At 58.4% G+C, this 15,150-nt stretch carries 18 protein-coding genes and 3 pseudogenes; 5 read left to right on the top strand and 16 right to left on the bottom strand.

Features of this window, described 5'->3' with window-relative positions; translation table 11 throughout:
* Positions 1-7: 7 nt before the first annotated feature.
* From biuH to ACZ9BX_RS30525, 4 genes are read right to left on the bottom strand one after another with little or no spacing between them, the layout of a single operon-like run.
* Positions 8-709, bottom strand: coding sequence for a biuret amidohydrolase (gene biuH / locus ACZ9BX_RS30540; protein WP_476223092.1), 702 nt, complete (start codon positions 707-709; stop codon positions 8-10).
* Positions 710-744: 35 nt separating this feature from the next.
* Entirely contained in the window at positions 745-1,671 is a 927-nt protein-coding gene (locus tag ACZ9BX_RS30535) for an ABC transporter permease (protein WP_027509694.1), read from the bottom strand.
* Positions 1,671-2,798 (bottom strand): ABC transporter permease, encoded by a 1,128-nt coding sequence (locus tag ACZ9BX_RS30530; RefSeq protein ID WP_476221989.1) that lies wholly within the window; start codon positions 2,796-2,798, stop codon positions 1,671-1,673. The genes ACZ9BX_RS30535 and ACZ9BX_RS30530 overlap by 1 nt, the downstream gene beginning before the upstream one ends.
* A gap of 17 nt (positions 2,799-2,815) precedes the next feature.
* The gene (locus ACZ9BX_RS30525) at positions 2,816-3,943 is read right to left on the bottom strand and encodes a BMP family ABC transporter substrate-binding protein (RefSeq protein ID WP_476221987.1); all 1,128 of its coding nucleotides are present in this window, start codon (positions 3,941-3,943) and stop codon (positions 2,816-2,818) included.
* 313 nt (positions 3,944-4,256) lie between these two features.
* Between ACZ9BX_RS30525 and ACZ9BX_RS30520 the strand changes: the two genes are divergently transcribed.
* Entirely contained in the window at positions 4,257-4,964 is a 708-nt protein-coding gene (locus ACZ9BX_RS30520; protein ID WP_476223091.1) for a GntR family transcriptional regulator, read from the top strand.
* Positions 4,965-5,448: 484 nt separating this feature from the next.
* Here ACZ9BX_RS30520 and ACZ9BX_RS30515 read toward each other — a convergent pair whose 3' ends face one another.
* From ACZ9BX_RS30515 to ACZ9BX_RS30500, 4 genes and pseudogenes are all read right to left on the bottom strand, one after another.
* On the bottom strand, positions 5,449-5,811 hold the full coding sequence (locus ACZ9BX_RS30515) for a YbaN family protein (RefSeq protein ID WP_476221985.1): 363 nt from the start codon (positions 5,809-5,811) through the stop codon (positions 5,449-5,451).
* Positions 5,812-5,931: 120 nt separating this feature from the next.
* On the bottom strand, positions 5,932-6,387 hold the full coding sequence (locus ACZ9BX_RS30510; RefSeq protein ID WP_086999214.1) for a pyridoxamine 5'-phosphate oxidase family protein: 456 nt from the start codon (positions 6,385-6,387) through the stop codon (positions 5,932-5,934).
* A gap of 60 nt (positions 6,388-6,447) precedes the next feature.
* Positions 6,448-7,149, bottom strand: coding sequence for a CBS domain-containing protein (locus ACZ9BX_RS30505; protein ID WP_476221982.1), 702 nt, complete (start codon positions 7,147-7,149; stop codon positions 6,448-6,450).
* A 327-nt stretch (positions 7,150-7,476) separates the two neighbouring features.
* Positions 7,477-7,955: pseudogene (locus ACZ9BX_RS30500) on the bottom strand (FAD:protein FMN transferase).
* A gap of 226 nt (positions 7,956-8,181) precedes the next feature.
* On the opposite strand from ACZ9BX_RS30500, the gene ACZ9BX_RS30495 reads away from it, so the two are divergent.
* A complete protein-coding gene (locus ACZ9BX_RS30495; protein WP_086999223.1) occupies positions 8,182-8,472 on the top strand; it encodes a DUF6522 family protein in 291 nt (96 codons plus the stop codon).
* Between the two features lie 27 nt (positions 8,473-8,499).
* Here the strand turns inward: ACZ9BX_RS30495 and ACZ9BX_RS30490 are convergent.
* From ACZ9BX_RS30490 to ACZ9BX_RS30475, 4 genes and pseudogenes are all read right to left on the bottom strand, one after another.
* Positions 8,500-8,688 (bottom strand): annotated as a pseudogene (locus tag ACZ9BX_RS30490) (twin-arginine translocase TatA/TatE family subunit); the annotation flags it as partial.
* Positions 8,689-8,985: 297 nt separating this feature from the next.
* Complete coding sequence (locus ACZ9BX_RS30485) at positions 8,986-9,300, bottom strand: type II toxin-antitoxin system YafQ family toxin (RefSeq protein WP_244564518.1); 315 nt, start codon at positions 9,298-9,300, stop codon at positions 8,986-8,988.
* Positions 9,301-9,333: 33 nt separating this feature from the next.
* Complete coding sequence (locus tag ACZ9BX_RS30480) at positions 9,334-9,609, bottom strand: type II toxin-antitoxin system RelB/DinJ family antitoxin (RefSeq protein ID WP_207917210.1); 276 nt, start codon at positions 9,607-9,609, stop codon at positions 9,334-9,336.
* Positions 9,610-9,826: 217 nt separating this feature from the next.
* On the bottom strand, positions 9,827-10,375 hold the full coding sequence (locus ACZ9BX_RS30475) for a threonine transporter RhtB (RefSeq protein WP_476221980.1): 549 nt from the start codon (positions 10,373-10,375) through the stop codon (positions 9,827-9,829).
* A 156-nt stretch (positions 10,376-10,531) separates the two neighbouring features.
* Between ACZ9BX_RS30475 and ACZ9BX_RS30470 the strand changes: the two genes are divergently transcribed.
* Positions 10,532-10,750, top strand: coding sequence for a hypothetical protein (locus ACZ9BX_RS30470; protein ID WP_132565532.1), 219 nt, complete (start codon positions 10,532-10,534; stop codon positions 10,748-10,750).
* A gap of 146 nt (positions 10,751-10,896) precedes the next feature.
* Positions 10,897-11,184, top strand: a complete 288-nt coding sequence (locus ACZ9BX_RS30465; protein ID WP_027509713.1) for a hypothetical protein — start codon at positions 10,897-10,899, stop codon at positions 11,182-11,184.
* Positions 11,185-11,209: 25 nt separating this feature from the next.
* On the opposite strand, the gene ACZ9BX_RS30460 is transcribed toward ACZ9BX_RS30465, so the two are convergent.
* From ACZ9BX_RS30460 to ACZ9BX_RS30450, 3 genes are read right to left on the bottom strand one after another with little or no spacing between them, the layout of a single operon-like run.
* The gene (locus tag ACZ9BX_RS30460) at positions 11,210-11,749 is read right to left on the bottom strand and encodes a hypothetical protein (protein ID WP_132565529.1); all 540 of its coding nucleotides are present in this window, start codon (positions 11,747-11,749) and stop codon (positions 11,210-11,212) included.
* Entirely contained in the window at positions 11,700-12,050 is a 351-nt protein-coding gene (locus ACZ9BX_RS30455) for a TraR/DksA family transcriptional regulator (protein WP_425376418.1), read from the bottom strand. The genes ACZ9BX_RS30460 and ACZ9BX_RS30455 overlap by 50 nt, the downstream gene beginning before the upstream one ends.
* 2 nt (positions 12,051-12,052) lie before the next feature.
* Entirely contained in the window at positions 12,053-12,541 is a 489-nt protein-coding gene (locus ACZ9BX_RS30450; RefSeq protein WP_476221979.1) for a hypothetical protein, read from the bottom strand.
* 250 nt (positions 12,542-12,791) lie between these two features.
* Here ACZ9BX_RS30450 and hemN point away from each other — a divergent pair, with 250 nt between their 5' ends.
* The gene (gene hemN, locus ACZ9BX_RS30445; RefSeq protein ID WP_132565523.1) at positions 12,792-14,144 is read left to right on the top strand and encodes an oxygen-independent coproporphyrinogen III oxidase; all 1,353 of its coding nucleotides are present in this window, start codon (positions 12,792-12,794) and stop codon (positions 14,142-14,144) included.
* 401 nt (positions 14,145-14,545) lie between these two features.
* Here hemN and ACZ9BX_RS30440 read toward each other — a convergent pair.
* A pseudogene (locus ACZ9BX_RS30440) lies at positions 14,546-15,144 on the bottom strand (YcnI family copper-binding membrane protein).
* Between the last annotated feature and the right edge of the window lie 6 nt (positions 15,145-15,150).

Genomic DNA, 15,150 nt, shown 5'->3' with positions numbered 1-15,150 from the left:
AATGTGATCAGGGAAGGGCGGCGACCAGCGACTTGGAATCGGACACGGAACCGAAGACCCCGCCCTGCATTTTCACCATCTTGATCGCGGCGAGGTGATTGCCGTAATCGGTAGCGCCGCAGCAATCCTGCAGAAGCAGGCATTCGAAGCCGCGATCGTTCGCCTCGCGCATCGTCGTATGCACGCAGACGTCGGTGGTGATCCCGGTCAGGATAATGTTCTCGATACGCTTCTGATTGAGGATCAGCTCCAGATCGGTGGCGCAGAAGGAGCCCTTGCCGGGCTTGTCGATGATCGTTTCGCCGTCGATCGGCTTCAACTCGTCGATGATGTCCCAGCCGGGCTCGCCGCGCACGAGGATCCGACCGCAGGGGCCGGGGTCACCGATGCCGGCATTGATGCGCCGCGAACGCCAGCGCTTGTTTGCCGGAAGATCGGCGAGGTCCGGACGATGGCCTTCGCGGGTGTGGATGATGTGGTATCCCTTCGCACGCATGGCAGCGAGGACCTTTCTGATCGGTTCGATGGGCGCGCGGACCAGCGAAAGATCGTAGCCCATATGATCGACATATCCGCCTTCACCGCAGAAATCCGTCTGCATGTCGATGATGATGAGCGCGGTATTGTCCGGCCTCAACTCTCCGTTATAGGGCCAGGGGTATGGGTCCGCCGTGACATATGTGCCTTCTGTCTCCACCATCGCGTCCATTCCACCCAAAGCATTCATCGAATATTCCCTTCCTACTACTTGGTGAGCGACAGGGCGCCTGGTGCTCCGGCAAGCGCGCGTGTCGGAGAGGAGGTCGCGATCAAAATGATGAGGGTCAGCACATAGGGGGTGGCATAAAAGAGATAGTATCCCTGCGACACGCCGACCGACTGCAACGCCGGTCCCAGGGCACCCGCTCCGCCGAAAAGGAGAGCCGCCAGAAAGCAGCCGATGGGGTTCCAGCGGGCGAAGATCACCAGTGCCACGGCCATCAGACCCTGACCCGAAGAGATACCTTCATTCCAAGAGCCGGGATAATAGAGCGAAAGGTACGCGCCGCCGATCGCAGCCAGCGAGCCGCCGACGGCAGTTGCAAGCAGCCGCACTCGATCGGGGTCGATGCCCATGGCACGTGCGGCGTCCGTGCTATCACCGACCACCCGAAGGACGATGCCGATCCGCGTATTGCGAAATGCCCACCACAGGACGGCAGCAAGAACGGCTCCGATGAGAAACAATACGTTGATGTTGAGCGCCGCCTCAATCTGCGGAACCTGCGACCAGGCACCAAATGGGATCGAAGGCAGCCGCGGGGCAGCGGGCTGGATGTAGGGCTTGCCGAGGAAAAACGCCAAGCCTAGCCCGAACTGCATCAGGGCAATGCCGATTGCGATATCGTTGACCTTGGGCCACTTGCAAATCCATCCATGAACGAGGCCGAAGACCGCTCCCGTGCACATTGCGGCCAAAACGCCGAGCCAGGGCGAGCCGCTGATCACTGCCACCGCGTAGGCGGTCATCGCTCCGAAGACGAGTGTTCCTTCCAGGCCCAAATTGATGCGTCCGGAGCGCTCGGTGATGGTTTCGCCCAGGCTGACGAAGATGAAAGGGGTGGAAACGCGAACCGCGCCGGCAAGTATGGCAAGCGGCACGCCCCAAAGACCTACTCCTGTCTCGTCCATCATGCCGTCCTTTTCCAGAGATCGGGGTTAAACACCTTGAAACGCCCGTAAAATGTCTCGCAGAACAATATGACGACGAAGAGCGTGCCCTGCATGACCAGAACCGTCGCGTCGGGAAGTCCCATCCGACGCTGGATCAAGCCGCCCGATGCATCAATCCCTCCCAGCAGGATTGCGACGGGAATGATCGCCAGCGGATCGTGCCGCGCGAGGAAGGCAACGAGGATGCCGGTATAGCCGTAGCCCGCCGCAAGTGAGGCATTGGCGCTGCCCTGGACTGCCGCCACTTCGATCATCCCTGCAAGACCCGCGAATGCTCCGGCGATTGCCGTAAAGCCGACGATCAGCCGCCCGACAGGCAGGCCCTGGATCTGGGCGGCGCGGACATTGCCGCCTGCGATCCGTGCCGCGAAACCGTAACTGGTTGCCTCGATCAATATCCAGGTGCACAAGCAGGCGACGATCCCGATCACCAATCCCAAATGCACGTCCATCCCCGGGATGTTTCCGAGCATATAGTCCGGTGGCAAGGGCCTTGTGGACGGCTTGTTCAAACTAGCCGGATCGCGCAGCAGCCCCTCGACGAACTGGTTCATCAGGGCGATGGCAATATACGCAAGAAGGAGGGAGGAGATGGTTTCGTTGACGCCGCGTTTGTGCCGAAGAAATCCGGCAAGGCCGATCCAGGCACCGCCCACAGTCATCGCGGAGATCCCCATCGCCGCAAAAACGACGAGCGGCGGCAATACACCGGTAATGGGAAGCGCAGCCGCCGCGGCCGCGACACCGCCGAGCACCACAGCCCCTTCGCCACCGATAATGACAAGACCCAGCCTCGCCGGGAGCGCGACGCAGAGCGCTGTCAGGAGCAGCGGAGCGGCCCGGCTCAGGCTGTTTTGTAGCGAGAACCAGCTGCCGAAACCGCCCGTGTACATCAGTTGGAAAAGCATGACCGGCGATTTTCCGACGGCCAGAATGAAGAGGCAGAAAAGCCCGAGGCCGATCACGACGGCCGCAGCGCTGATCACGATCGGTTCGGCACGCCTTGCTGCCCATTCCCGAACCGCGTCGAGCATGGAAAATTTGTCCGGCGTAATGATTGCGGGAATGTTCGCTTCGACCGTCATGGCGCGTCTCCCAAGCCCTAGGCCGTCGAACCCATGACACCTTCGACGAGATAATCCATGCTTTCCAGCTCGATCGCGTCCTCGGCGAAGCTCCTGCCGGCGGTAACGATAACGTTGCCCTTGTTGTCCTTCATCGGTCCTTTGAACACGCTGAATTTGCCGGCCATGATTTCGGCAAGCGTTGCTTCGAACTTTTTCCTCGATTCATCGGAGACCGCCGGGCCTAAGGGACTCATCTTCACAAAGCCGTCCTTCAGCCCGCCACGGACGAAATTGCCAAGCTTTTCACCTGCTTGTGCCTGTTTGATGAAGCTTGTGTAGACGTTCCCCCACGCCCATTCGGCGCCCGTCAGATATTTTTCCGGTGCAAGCGGGCTCTGATTGGCATGGTAACCACATACGAAGGCATTGCGCCCGGCTGCGGTTTCGACGACGACTTTCGGGCTGTCGACATGGCACGTGATGACGTCAGCGCCTTGGTCGACAAGAGCATTGGTCGCTTCCGCTTCCTTGACCGCCAGCGACCATTCGCCGGTGAAAATCACCTGACACGTTATCGAGGGATCGACCGATCGCGCGCCGAGCAGGAAGGAATTGATGTTCTGGACCACTTGCGGAATGGGCTTTGCGGCAACAAAACCGATTTTTTTGCTCTTCGTTGCGTAGCCGGCGGCGACACCGTTGAGATACTGGCCCTGGCCGATATAGCCGAAATACGATCCGGTATTCATCGGGTTCTTGGATTCCTGCCAGAGCCCGCCGCAATGGCGAAACTGGACCTCGGGATATTTTGCCGCCATGGCCAGCATATGGGGGTCGAAGTAGCCGAACGAGGTCGGAAACAGCACCGCCGCGCCGTCGAGGTTGATCATGGACTCCATCGTCTTCTGAACGTCGACGGTTTCGGGAACGTTTTCCTCTTCCACTAGCGTAACGCCAGGCATGGATTTGATAACTGCCGCACCTTCCGCATGCGCCTGGTTGTAGCCGTAGTCATCCTTGGGGCCGACATAGATAAATCCGACGGTCAGTGCGCCTTGAGCGGATGCTTGCGAAGACAGGACGCCAGGCGCCGCGCTCAGCAGAGCGCCCGCTGCCGAGGCTTGGAGGAAATTTCGGCGGTTCATCGAAAGGAGTTTGGTCATTGGAATGCCCCCTGTCGGCCTGTGGCCAGTTAAAATTGCTGCATGAAAGTGTATGCAATACCCGTGCCAGATCTTAAGCGATTGATATCATTGCGCTGCGCCGCGAAGATCAGAGACAGGTGCAAAAAGTGTATGCAGATTCACGCCAATGAGGTTATTAAATAGGCATGCACAATATTTCGCCGTTCCTTCCATCTGCAGCTCTCTGCGGTATGCGTGTTCAAACGGAGAGACGAAGCGAAAAAAGCAGATAAAACCAGAGTGATGCACGCATGATTTGACATCCGTGGAAGCGCGTCGCATCTGTATGCAGATGGAGATGCATGGATTCTTGGATTTGAAGCATAACAGACGCAAGGAAGTCATTCGCCAGGGAACGACCGTCGAGCAGCTTGTTCGCTCTATCGCGGACATGATTGTGACAGGCGAGATGCACCCGGGAGAAAGGCTCGACGAAATCTCCTTGGCCGCGCGCTTCGAGGTTTCTCGAACGCCGGTCCGGGAAGCGCTTCGCGAGCTCGGAGCCATGGGGCTGGTCGGGCGCGAGCCCAATCGGAGCGCCGTCGTCTCCAATGTCAGCGGGGCTTACCTACACGGTATGTTCGAGGCGATGGCGGAACTGGAAGGCATCTGCGCCCGGCTGGCCGCAGAAAGAATGACGGTCGACGAGCGCAGGGAAATGGAGCTCGGGCACCGCAATTCCGCCCGCCTGGTTCATCAGGGCGCTTATGAAGATTATGCCGTCTACAATGTCGAGTTTCATACACGGCTTTATCGCGGCGCGCACAATGATCACATATACGAGTTGGTCACACAGACGAGAGCTCGTCTGGCACCCTTCAGACGAGCGCAGTTCCGGTTGCCGGGCCGCCTTTCAAAATCCTTCAGTGAACACGAGATGATCGTCGCCTCGATCCTGCGCGCCGACGGGGCTGCGGCGGCACGGGCGGCATATTCTCACGTCGCCATCGTCAGCGACGCCAGCAGCGCCTTCATATCCGGCGAACAGAGCGACCATTAGAGCTGCTGGCTAATCAAGCCACGCACGTCCGGTCGTGCCGAGAGCAGTAAACGAGCGGAGGCTAATTTCCGCTCAAGCCTTGCACGCTGCCGTGTGGAGGCAGTCCGCGATAGATTAACGGCTGGTGTTTGCGGCAATACCAGCGCATGGCGCCAGTGCGCTCCTCGAAGCCATAACAGCCCCATTCCGTGCAACGGATGCCAGATGCATCCTCATAGCCGCAGTAATGGTTCTCATGGAAGTTCGCACCTGGCGCTGTCGTATGCCCTTCGATACTCATCCTCGCGGCTCCTTCGGGAGCGGTTGTTGGCGCATTCGGTCCTCAGGTCATACCTCGAAACGCACCTCTAATGCTCCGGTTCCATTGCGCTTCAACCAACACGATGCGCGTGCTCTTCTACCGGAAGCCCCGGATAGGCGCCTTGCGCCACATGCATGCAGGAGCATTCCAAGCGGGGCTGAGCGAAAAATTGTTAGCGGTTTCTCAGTGTCCCGGTTCAGGTCTGGACGCGACATAGACTGCGGCAATTGCCATCGGAACTCCAGCAGCAATCATCGCGACTGCCGGAAGTGTGAAAAACACCAGCAGAATTGCAAAGCTGCACGCCATCGAGACGCAGGCGACAAATTTATGGCGCCGCCGGATCGCTCCTTGGCGGCGCCAGGTTTGCAGCGGCTCACCGAAGCGGGGATGGGCAAGCAGCCAGCCTTCAAAGCGCGGGGAGGAGCGAGAAAATATCGCGGCGGCAACGATCAGGAATGGTGTTGTCGGCAACAGCGGCACGAAGATGCCGACAACGCCGATTGCAACGAAACCCCAACCAAAGGCAGCAAGCAGCAGCCGCACGGAATATCCTTTCGTTAAACGATCGTCCGGGTGGAAGGCCAATTTGGCGCCTAACCATCTGCCGCGCAGATATAAAACCTCTACTCCGGTTAAAGCCGCTCGCCCACAGGTTTCGGCGGTTCAATCGCCCGAAAGCGCCGCTCGTCCTGCCATTTCCCTTATCAGGATACCATAGAAGATGTGCGGAGAATGGGATTGCATCGCCTGAGGCTGCGGCTTGAGCGATCCCATTTCCCACCAATCCGAATGCCTTTGCAGTAGCGACCAGGCATGCAGACGCTCGCTGTGCAGCAGATCGGTATCCGGGAACTCCTCGTACTCTCCCGTCACCACGACGCTTTGCCAGCCGACGTCGCTGAGGTGATCCGTCTGCAGGCAAACCCTACTGTTTGACCGCATCCAATCGATTTTTTGCCCCGGCATGGAAAAGCTGTAGAGGACACCTTTATCGTAGGAGAAGTAGATCGGCACGATGTAGGGTTGGCCATCGCTGCAGCAGGCAAGATGGCCGTAACGCGACTGTTCAAGCAGGGAAACACACTCTCCTTGTGTCATAGTCCGAAGTGTCAGTGCCATGAGAGTACTCCAGCAAAACATGTTCCAGCCGAGAACAGGAGAGCCCCCGTGCCGGAAGCCTTACGGTGCCTGCACGACGATACCATAGCTCGGATCGATCCAGGCAAGCTGATCGCGAACCATCTTGACGCCCGGGACATTCTCGGCCGCAACGATCGCCGCACCGCGCTCGCGCTCATCCAGCACCGATCCGTTGAGCGTCACGACGCCGTTCTTGACGTAGGCGCGGATAAGGCCATTTTTGGCCCAGGATTGGGCAGCCAGCTCTTCGGCAATCGCCGCTGCGATGCCTGCGTCGGGCAGCGGCTGACCCGGTTCTGCCTGAGGTTTGCGTAGCGGCTTCAGAAAATCCGAGCGGGTGACAATGCCGACAAGCCGGCCGTTCGCAACAACCGGCAGCCGCTTCACCTTCGATTTCTCCATCAGATCGACCGCCTCCCCAAGCGTCGTGTAGGGCGATGCCGTCGTCACTGGCGCAGACATGACCTCCTTGACCTTCCCTCCATGTGCCCGCACATACTCCTCCGCAACTTTTCCGGGGCTTGCCAGCAGCGCCAGCCACCACGAACGCTGGCGCTCGGTGTCAAGTTCGCTGCGCCGCAGAAGATCGCTCTCGCTGATGAGGCCGAGAAGCGTGCCTTGTGTATCGACGACCGGCAGACCGCTGATACGGTTGCTCAACATGATATTTGCTGCCTCAGCGACCGTCGCCGTCGATTGGATCGTGATGACCGTCGATGTCATAATGGTGTTGACGCGCATGGCGAACCTCCCACCCATTGTTCGTGTGATGCAAGGCAGCTTACAGAAAAGTCCATCCTGCACTTTGAGATGGATCAAAAGCCCGGCCGTCCAAAATGAATAGGTAGGAAAAGGCCAAGGCCGCATGAACCGCTCCTGGCTGTGGTTAGCAAAAACGAAGGCGTTTGCCTGACATCGTCATCAAGTCGACGCTCACCTCGCCGTAAGGAGCCAGCATGTCCGGGATCTGTTGCGGCGGCACCAGTCGACAGCGCATATGCCGTGGCTGCCTCCTTGGCGAGGACGCTCAAGCGGCGGTAGACCTGCGGGGCGGCTCCGGTGCGCGGGTCAAGAATATGGACCGAAGCGGCCGGATGCGTCGAAATGAAAACCGGCCGCACTCGACGTCGCCACGGCTTGATCGACGATCTCCAGCACAGCATCTGGCTTCAAGCTGTCTTCTAGCGATGCAAGCCCGACGCGCCACGGGCTGCCGTCCGCCTGAGCGCCGACCGCGCGAGCCTCGCCCATGTTGAGGAGGCTGCTGGTGACACCGGCATTGCGCATAAGTCGACGACCCGATCGGTTATGAAGCCCTGTGCAACGCCGTTCAACGACATCGCCATGCCAGGGCGGATGAAGGCGATCCGGTCGCGATTGAACCTGACGGCATCGAAGCCGATGCGGGCCAATGCCGCCTTCAACTGCGCAGCCGGCGGCCCTGACGCATCGGCACTGGGTGCCGAGAAATAGTGAGCATAAAGTGCAAAAAGGGTTGGATTGTCGGATCTAATATCCCCTTGGTCGTCTCCCAATAGCTTCGGCACGCATCAAGCAATGCGATCATTTCTAACGGCGGCGCTGCCAGGAAGCGCCAAACCTTCGTGGACTGAGCGAGCTTCTGCTAGACTGTTATCTCGAACTTGCCGAGAGCTGCAAGAATCAAGCGGCACGTGAGCTGGCGCAGACGTTCGCAGGCGAACTTATTCACTGTCTGTCTGTCGTGCGTCGCCTAGAGACTTGATCATGACGAGGCCGGAAAGAGGATCCAATATGCAGATAACGTGTGACGACAATGGCGATTTTGTTCTGAACCCCGCAGAGCTTTCCTCGCGGTTCGGCCTCTCCGGAGGTGAGTTCAAGCGAAAGCTGCAAATGGGATTGGTTGCAAGTACCGTGGAAATGGGAGAAGGTGAGGACGCAGGTAAGCGGCGGCTGAGCCTCAGGATCGGCAACCGCATTTGGCGCGCGATCCTCGACAGCTCCAATACGGTCATTTCCGAAGAAATGACCTTTGCGCGGGCTGGTACGATGAAAAGGACCAGCCGCCGGACCCTTGCATGAAAGCGGCAGTTCGTCAGCGATTGCCGATCATTGCTCTATCTGGCCGTAGGCTATTTCGTCGGGCGCGGGAGAGACTTTGTCCCCGTCTGCGATCCCCTTCTTGAAGGCCTTGATGCCCTCTGCGACGTCCCCCATCAACGTCGGGATCTTGCCGCGGCCGAAGAGCAGCAGAACGACTGCCATTACAATCAGCCAATGCCATGCCTGAACGAACCCATTACAATACTCCTTACTTCAGGCAATTGCGGCGTTCGCGGCGAGATTGCCTCACTGGCCTCAAGACCTTTGCGTAAATATATGCCGTTCAGGAGGCAGACTTTGACATATCTCAACAACGCGCTCGAATAGCTCGGCGCGCTCATCTTCGGGAGTTTGCTTACGGAGGCCGTGTCAGTAACGGACGGCCTATGAAAACTGTGGTCGAAATCCAGTGCGCATAGGCATCCACGGAATTATCGAGCGCATGCCACAAGATTCAGTGCGCTGCATGCGAGCAACGCGCCTCTTGCGACTTCACCGCCCAAATAGCTCTGAATGCGTACCCAGCCTGACGAATTCTACGAAGTCGTCATCGGCATCATAGACGAGGAGAAAGTCCCCGCCTATATGGGCTTCCCTTGCCCCTTTCCACTCTTTACCCGACAGTTCGTGATCGGCCCACTCTGCTTCAAGTGGCGTCTTCAGGATGATCATCATCATCAATTCGATGACGCGGTTCATATCCATTTTGCCGGCCTTGTCATACCGGTCCCAGTCTTTTTTAAATTGCTTCGTATAATCAGAGGCTCTTGGACGCGGGGCTCGTCTGGCAGCGCTTGTCTTTTTCAACTTGATTTCTCGCACAACTACGATCGAAGTTGATTACTTCTTGCCATCGAGATCAGCGAAAAGCTCATCGGGTGTCGCAAAGCGAGCCTTACGGGCCTTCCTGATCTTACGAGCTTCTGCGAGAGCGGCACGAGTCGTTTCGTTGGGTACCTTGAGTTCAAGAGGAAAACTCTGGCTCGCGACTACACGATGAAGAAACACTCGAATGGCCTCGGAAACCGAAAGCCCAAGCGACTCAAGAACGGAGGAAGCTTCCTCACGGATGTCGTCATCGACCCGAACATGAATCATTTTGGTGTTCGCAGCCATGTCTAAGACCCCTCGCGTCACGGATAACAGTTAATTGCCTACCAACTTCAAGGAAGATTTGGTCAGATGACTTGAATATATGTATCTCAAATGCGATGCAGTCAAGGTTAGCAGAGAAGCCTAAAGGCGATTGTCTCTCTGCTTTGAGCACTCTATGCGATTTTCTCCCCAATTCAGGAATTCCGAGGCTCTCTGGCCGGACAGAACGTGCCTTCCATCAGGTAAAAAGGCTGGCGGCTAAGCTGGCTGAAAACAGCATGAGGACAGCGGAACTGCACCGGCGCACGAGCAGCGACAGCGTTTCCTGCCCTCCAATCACAAGCTTGCCGAGTACAAGCCAAAGCGTCGAGGCTGCAGCGACAGCAAAGGCGATGGCCACGAGGTGCGGGATTTGCGTCGAAACGCCGGCCGCAGGGACCATGGCCAACCCGATGATGATTGCCTTCGGATTGAGCAACGTCGTTATCAGGACATGACGCACCGAGAGGTCGGCGGCCGATAGTGGACCGGCCGCGGACCACAACCGGAAGGCAAGATATAAAACCCAGGTAGCGGAGACCAGCTTGAGGGCGGCGGCGACCTGTGGATGGGAATGCAGCAACCCTCCGGTAAGGACCGTAAGCAAAACCACCACTAACAGGTAAGCAGCAACGACAGTTGTTGCGAGAATTGCAAGTTGCCATACTCCCCGTCGGTAGGCAGCGAGCGCAAGAAGCGTATTGGTCGGATCCGGCATTGCAATAAGCGCAAAGGCACCGGCAGCCATCGAAAATTGGGTCATGCTTCCCCGTCAATCTGATCGGGACTATTTGATCGGAAAGGGGAGGGACCGCTTTGACGAAGGTCAAGAGCTTGCTCTGCTTCTGGAACTTTTTCAGGCGTTTCGCTGTTTCCGTATGAGGCGTTAAGGATTTTTTGCGCCATGCCCCAGCTCGTCCGGTTTATCATCGTCAGAATGGCCATCGGCTTCCTCATCGGGAGCGTAGCGGGTTCAATTCTTTGGACAACAGGATTTTCGGATTCAGCAGCCTCGCTCGGCCCGGTGGAAAGCTACGTGGCCCAGGGCGTCTTCATTTTCGCGTTTGGCGATACGATCGCACTCGGATACCTCGGCACGGCATTGATGATGGAATCGGAATAACCCGCCAACAAACATCGAAACATCTAGCGATTTTGATCTTCCTCAAAGACATCGCTTCGCGTTGCGGCGATATTTGTCCGTGCGGCATATTCTATGCGTCACGAGCGCCCCTGGGGCGCTTGTTCATCGAGCGATGAGGTATGGCGATGTCTTTGAAGTTCGTTACAGCCTTCCTGCGCTCTTCCGGCGAAAATGCCATGATCATCCTTGAGGAGGCCGGATGCAATCAGATTGCCGTTGTCGACAAACAGGCGCTCCTCGACGTCGCCTCTCCGCCGCGTGCTGACGAGACGCGGCTGCAGGAAAATATCGAGCTCTTCTGCGACATCGTGCGCGCGAAGCACTGCGTCAAGGATATTGCGTCTGACGGCCGTATCCATATCTCTGCCGGCGATGTCTCCAAGTGGAAATCAGATCCCGGCCACCGGCACTGACCTTCCCCGTCGGCCGTCCAACCGCTCAGCTTCCTTCCACGGTACAGCTTTTTTCCTCCGGGGACTTGGCTGAGACCAGCCGCAGATGATGTGGCTGCTTGCCAATGTGACGCCCGCTGTTGCGGGTTTCATTCGAGCGAGGGGAAAGCTTCGCTGGAGATGACGGCAGATGCTGGCGCCAGCCCCGCACGTCGTCTGCCGTAATAACGATGTCCTGATTGACAATCGGCGTCTGCATACGATTGACGGCAATCTCGCAAAACGTCCTGACGTGCTCCAGGAAATGCGCCTCGCTCGAGCGCGGCGGGGAGGCGACGTTCAGTATGGCGCGGCGCGTCACCAGGACGGTCCGGCATTGTAGACCGACTTGCAAAATGATGCATCCCGACTTCTCGTCCGCGTCCAACCTGGCTGCTACGATGCCATACTCCATGACCTGCTGCTCCCCTTGTTGCAGTGCGTAACATCCACTGACGACCGCCGGCACGTGCCTTCCTTGAATATCGTCGTGCGGCTTACTCGCTGAGGCACGATTGGCATTTGACGGCGAACGGAACAGCTTCAAGACGCGCTTCCGAAATCGGCGCGCCACATTTTACGCAGATGCCGAAGGTTCCGCTTTCCAGGCGCTGCAGGGCGGCGTGGATGGCGCGCACCTCTTCCTGGCCCGCACGTCCAAAGCCCTCGAGCACGTCGTTGTTTTCGAGCTCGACGGCACGGTCCTCATCGTCGGCATCCTTTCGCCGTCCCAGATCGCTATCAACGAGGTGCAGGCGTCGGTTCAGATCTTGCAATCGACCCCGCAGAATCTTTTCAAATTTCTCTTTTTGCATCCTGGTTCTCCGGGTTCTTCCTCTGCCGATCATATTTAGGGCGATTTCGGGCGGATCATCTTGATCTGCGTCAAAATGTGGACAACACAGGTGTTGAGGCGGCGGCAAAGGCGCAGCACCAGAGACCGATCATGTCGGCGAAAGGCCGATGCCGAGGGAACACTACAGTCTTCAAAAGCATCGATGAAACACATCGCCTCGCCTGACAGCGCCATACCGGACGCGACCATCGCGATCACAGTGTCACGGCGATGTGGCGTAAGGTCGCAGGCCATTATAGAAGTCCTGATCTCATTGCGCGCCCTCAACGCTACAAGCCGAAGCGGGTCGGTCTTTGCTCCGGTGCAGACGTCCCGGATCATCCGGTTGCTCGGGTTTGCGGCCTGGATATCGCTGCTGCGTGCGATCGCCTGCAGGAATTGCGATCCCATCTGCGCCTGCATGGCCAGATCTTCAAACAACAGCGCGGCCTCATCGATGACCCCACCATCGGAGCCGGTCGACACATCACCGAGGTCGCGCAACAATTCTGTGAGCTTTATGATCTTGTCCCTTTGCCCGACGGCAGCTTTCAGCAGTTCCTCGGTGGCGACTGCCGTCTCCCGGCGCTCGGATGTTCAAATGCCTAACGGCAATCTCGCTGCGGCAATTTGACTGTGAGCAAACAATTTCCAGGATTCTCGAAAATGCGCCGTCATCGTCATTGACCTATGATAAGGACGGCCGCGCGCAGCGCCTTCAAAGTCACCAAAACGTCTTATGAAGGAACGCATCATGTCACACCCCCTCGTCGTGAAGTACGGCGAAACGCGGCTGCCGCGCTACACGAGCTATCCGACGGCGCCTGCCTTTTCTTCCGCGATCGGAGCGGGAACCTATGGGGATTGGTTGGCGCAGCTCGATAACGAGGACGCGGTCTCGCTATATCTCCATATCCCTTTTTGCCGGTCGATGTGCTGGTATTGCGGGTGTCACACCACGATCACGAAGCAGGATCGGCCGATCCTTGATTACCTGGATGTTCTCCGTCAGGAGGTCGACCTGGTCGCATCCAGGGCGAAGCAACCGCTGCTCGTCCAAAATGTGCACTTCGGCGGCGGCACGCCGACGATCATGCGGCCGCAGGAGTTCGTGGATTTGATGAAGCATCTGAGGAACGCATTCGGATTGAGGCCGGAGACAGAAATCGCCGTAGAGATCGATCCCCGCACACTCGCCAACGAAATGGTCGACGCACTCGCTGAGGGCGGCGTCTGTCGCACAAGCCTGGGAGTCCAGAGTTTCGATCCGGTGGTCCAGGCGGCCATCAATCGCAACCAGACTTTCGAGCAGACGGAGACCGCTGTCCAGCAATTGCGACAGGCCGGCATCGGCAGCATCAACTTCGACCTGATCTATGGCCTGCCATATCAGACGGTTGCATCCTGCATCGACACCGTGCAGACAGCGGTCCGATTGCGCCCCGATCGCTTCGCGGTCTTCGGCTACGCGCACATCCCGGCCTTCAAGAAGCACCAGCGCCTTATCGATGAGCCGACCTTGCCGAATGCAAAAGAGCGCAACACCCAGGCCGAGGCGATCGCAGAAGCGCTTGTCGATGCCGGCTACGTGCAGATCGGTCTTGATCACTTCGCATTGCCGGCAGATGAACTTTCGATGGCCAGCGCGCGCGGGGACTTGAAGCGGAACTTCCAGGGCTACACGACGGACACGTGCGAGACCCTGATCGGTCTCGGGGCATCCGCCATCGGGAAGCTTCCGGGAGGGTATGTCCAAAATGAGGTCGCCCCCGGGGCCTATGCGCAACGGATTGCCTCGGGCATCCTGGCCACCGTGAAAGGGTACCGCTTGACCGGGCAGGACCGGTTCCGGGCGGCAATCATCGAACGGCTGATGTGCGATTTCGTCGTCGATCTCAATCGGCTTGGAGCGCGTTTCGGCTATGAAGCCGGTCTGGTTCTTGACGGCAACGATCGGCTGCGTGCGCTCGAAAACGATGGCGTCGTGACGGTCCGCGACGGTCTTGTTACCGTGCGCAAGGATCTCAGGTTCATGGTCAGGGCGGTGGCGGTAGCCTTCGATGCCTATATCGGCACCTCCGGCCGTACCCATAGCAAAGCAGCGTGAAAGGGGTGGAGAGACCCGTGGCCGACCCCCCGGTCGGGTCTCTCCTTCGGGGGCTGGCACCCCTCAGTAAACCAGCTCGCGATAGATGGCCGGCAAAGCGGCCGGCAGCTTGGTGATATCGGAAACCAGGGCGAATCCGCCTCTTCCGAAGATGGCAGGAAGGTAGTCCTGCCAGCAACAGCTTCATTGAACTCAAACACGATCGCGCGGGTGGCGTCGCAATCACCGCCCCTTGGGCGGGATCCGACCGAGGGAGGCATGGGCCAATGCAGCGGCCGGCTCGAACAGCGCCATCAGGATAGCAAGAGACGAAGGCCGAAGAAGCGTGAGCAGAAGGATGGAGGAACGGGCCGAGATCCGGTTTCGCGACTCAGCCATGGCGGTTCCTCGATCGCGCTTTCTCAAGAACGTGGCTGGGCGACAATCTCGAAGAAGGGAGCCGGCGTCTCGTAATCGTCCGACGTCTTGCCAGCGGCCGGGATATCGACCCATCGCTCGACGGCGCTGTCCGTGCACTCCTGGATAACCGGGAAATAGACTTTGGAACCAGCAGCAAGCTCGTTGGCAACAACACCGCGGAAGACGAACTCGTCATACTCATCGTCGGCAAGATTGCCGCCGGACCAGACGAGTTCGGTGATGCCTTCGGCGACCGGCTTGCCATAAAGCTCGTAGGCCTTTGCATATTGGCGCTTGGCCTTTTCGATCGTCCAGCCGGATTTCGGCATGGGCTTGACCGAGAGAATGCCTTCCGGGATTGCACGCGCAGCTTGATCGTCGGCTTGTCGTCGCAACCATGTCCGAGACGCAGAACCGCCTTATAGACCTTGCCGGCAGGGGCTTCCACCTTTTCAAGCGAGACATGGGCGCTGGCGGAAGCCGCGCCTGCAATGCAAACACCAAGTGCGATGAGGGGTGTTTTCAGCACCGTCACTCTCCTGGGTTGATTGCCGCTGGTAACCCGCCTGCGGCTGGGCCATCTCAGCCCAGCTGCCGGCATTTAAGC

The sequence above is a fragment of the Rhizobium sp. USDA 3886 genome, from assembly GCF_056279785.1.
This window is presented reverse-complemented; position numbering and strand designations above follow the sequence as displayed.

Coding starts and splice junctions, on each gene's coding strand:
- biuH (WP_476223092.1), bottom strand. CDS start 709: ATGGACGCGATGGTGGAGACAGAAGGCACATATGTCACGGCGGACCCA.
- ACZ9BX_RS30535 (WP_027509694.1), bottom strand. CDS start 1,671: ATGGACGAGACAGGAGTAGGTCTTTGGGGCGTGCCGCTTGCCATACTT.
- ACZ9BX_RS30530 (WP_476221989.1), bottom strand. CDS start 2,798: ATGACGGTCGAAGCGAACATTCCCGCAATCATTACGCCGGACAAATTT.
- ACZ9BX_RS30525 (WP_476221987.1), bottom strand. CDS start 3,943: ATGACCAAACTCCTTTCGATGAACCGCCGAAATTTCCTCCAAGCCTCG.
- ACZ9BX_RS30520 (WP_476223091.1), top strand. CDS start 4,257: ATGGAGATGCATGGATTCTTGGATTTGAAGCATAACAGACGCAAGGAA.
- ACZ9BX_RS30510 (WP_086999214.1), bottom strand. CDS start 6,387: ATGGCACTGACACTTCGGACTATGACACAAGGAGAGTGTGTTTCCCTG.
- ACZ9BX_RS30505 (WP_476221982.1), bottom strand. CDS start 7,149: ATGCGCGTCAACACCATTATGACATCGACGGTCATCACGATCCAATCG.
- ACZ9BX_RS30495 (WP_086999223.1), top strand. CDS start 8,182: ATGCAGATAACGTGTGACGACAATGGCGATTTTGTTCTGAACCCCGCA.
- ACZ9BX_RS30480 (WP_207917210.1), bottom strand. CDS start 9,609: ATGGCTGCGAACACCAAAATGATTCATGTTCGGGTCGATGACGACATC.
- ACZ9BX_RS30475 (WP_476221980.1), bottom strand. CDS start 10,375: ATGGCTGCCGGTGCCTTTGCGCTTATTGCAATGCCGGATCCGACCAAT.
- ACZ9BX_RS30470 (WP_132565532.1), top strand. CDS start 10,532: ATGCCCCAGCTCGTCCGGTTTATCATCGTCAGAATGGCCATCGGCTTC.
- ACZ9BX_RS30465 (WP_027509713.1), top strand. CDS start 10,897: ATGTCTTTGAAGTTCGTTACAGCCTTCCTGCGCTCTTCCGGCGAAAAT.
- ACZ9BX_RS30455 (WP_425376418.1), bottom strand. CDS start 12,050: ATGATCGGCAGAGGAAGAACCCGGAGAACCAGGATGCAAAAAGAGAAA.
- hemN (WP_132565523.1), top strand. CDS start 12,792: ATGTCACACCCCCTCGTCGTGAAGTACGGCGAAACGCGGCTGCCGCGC.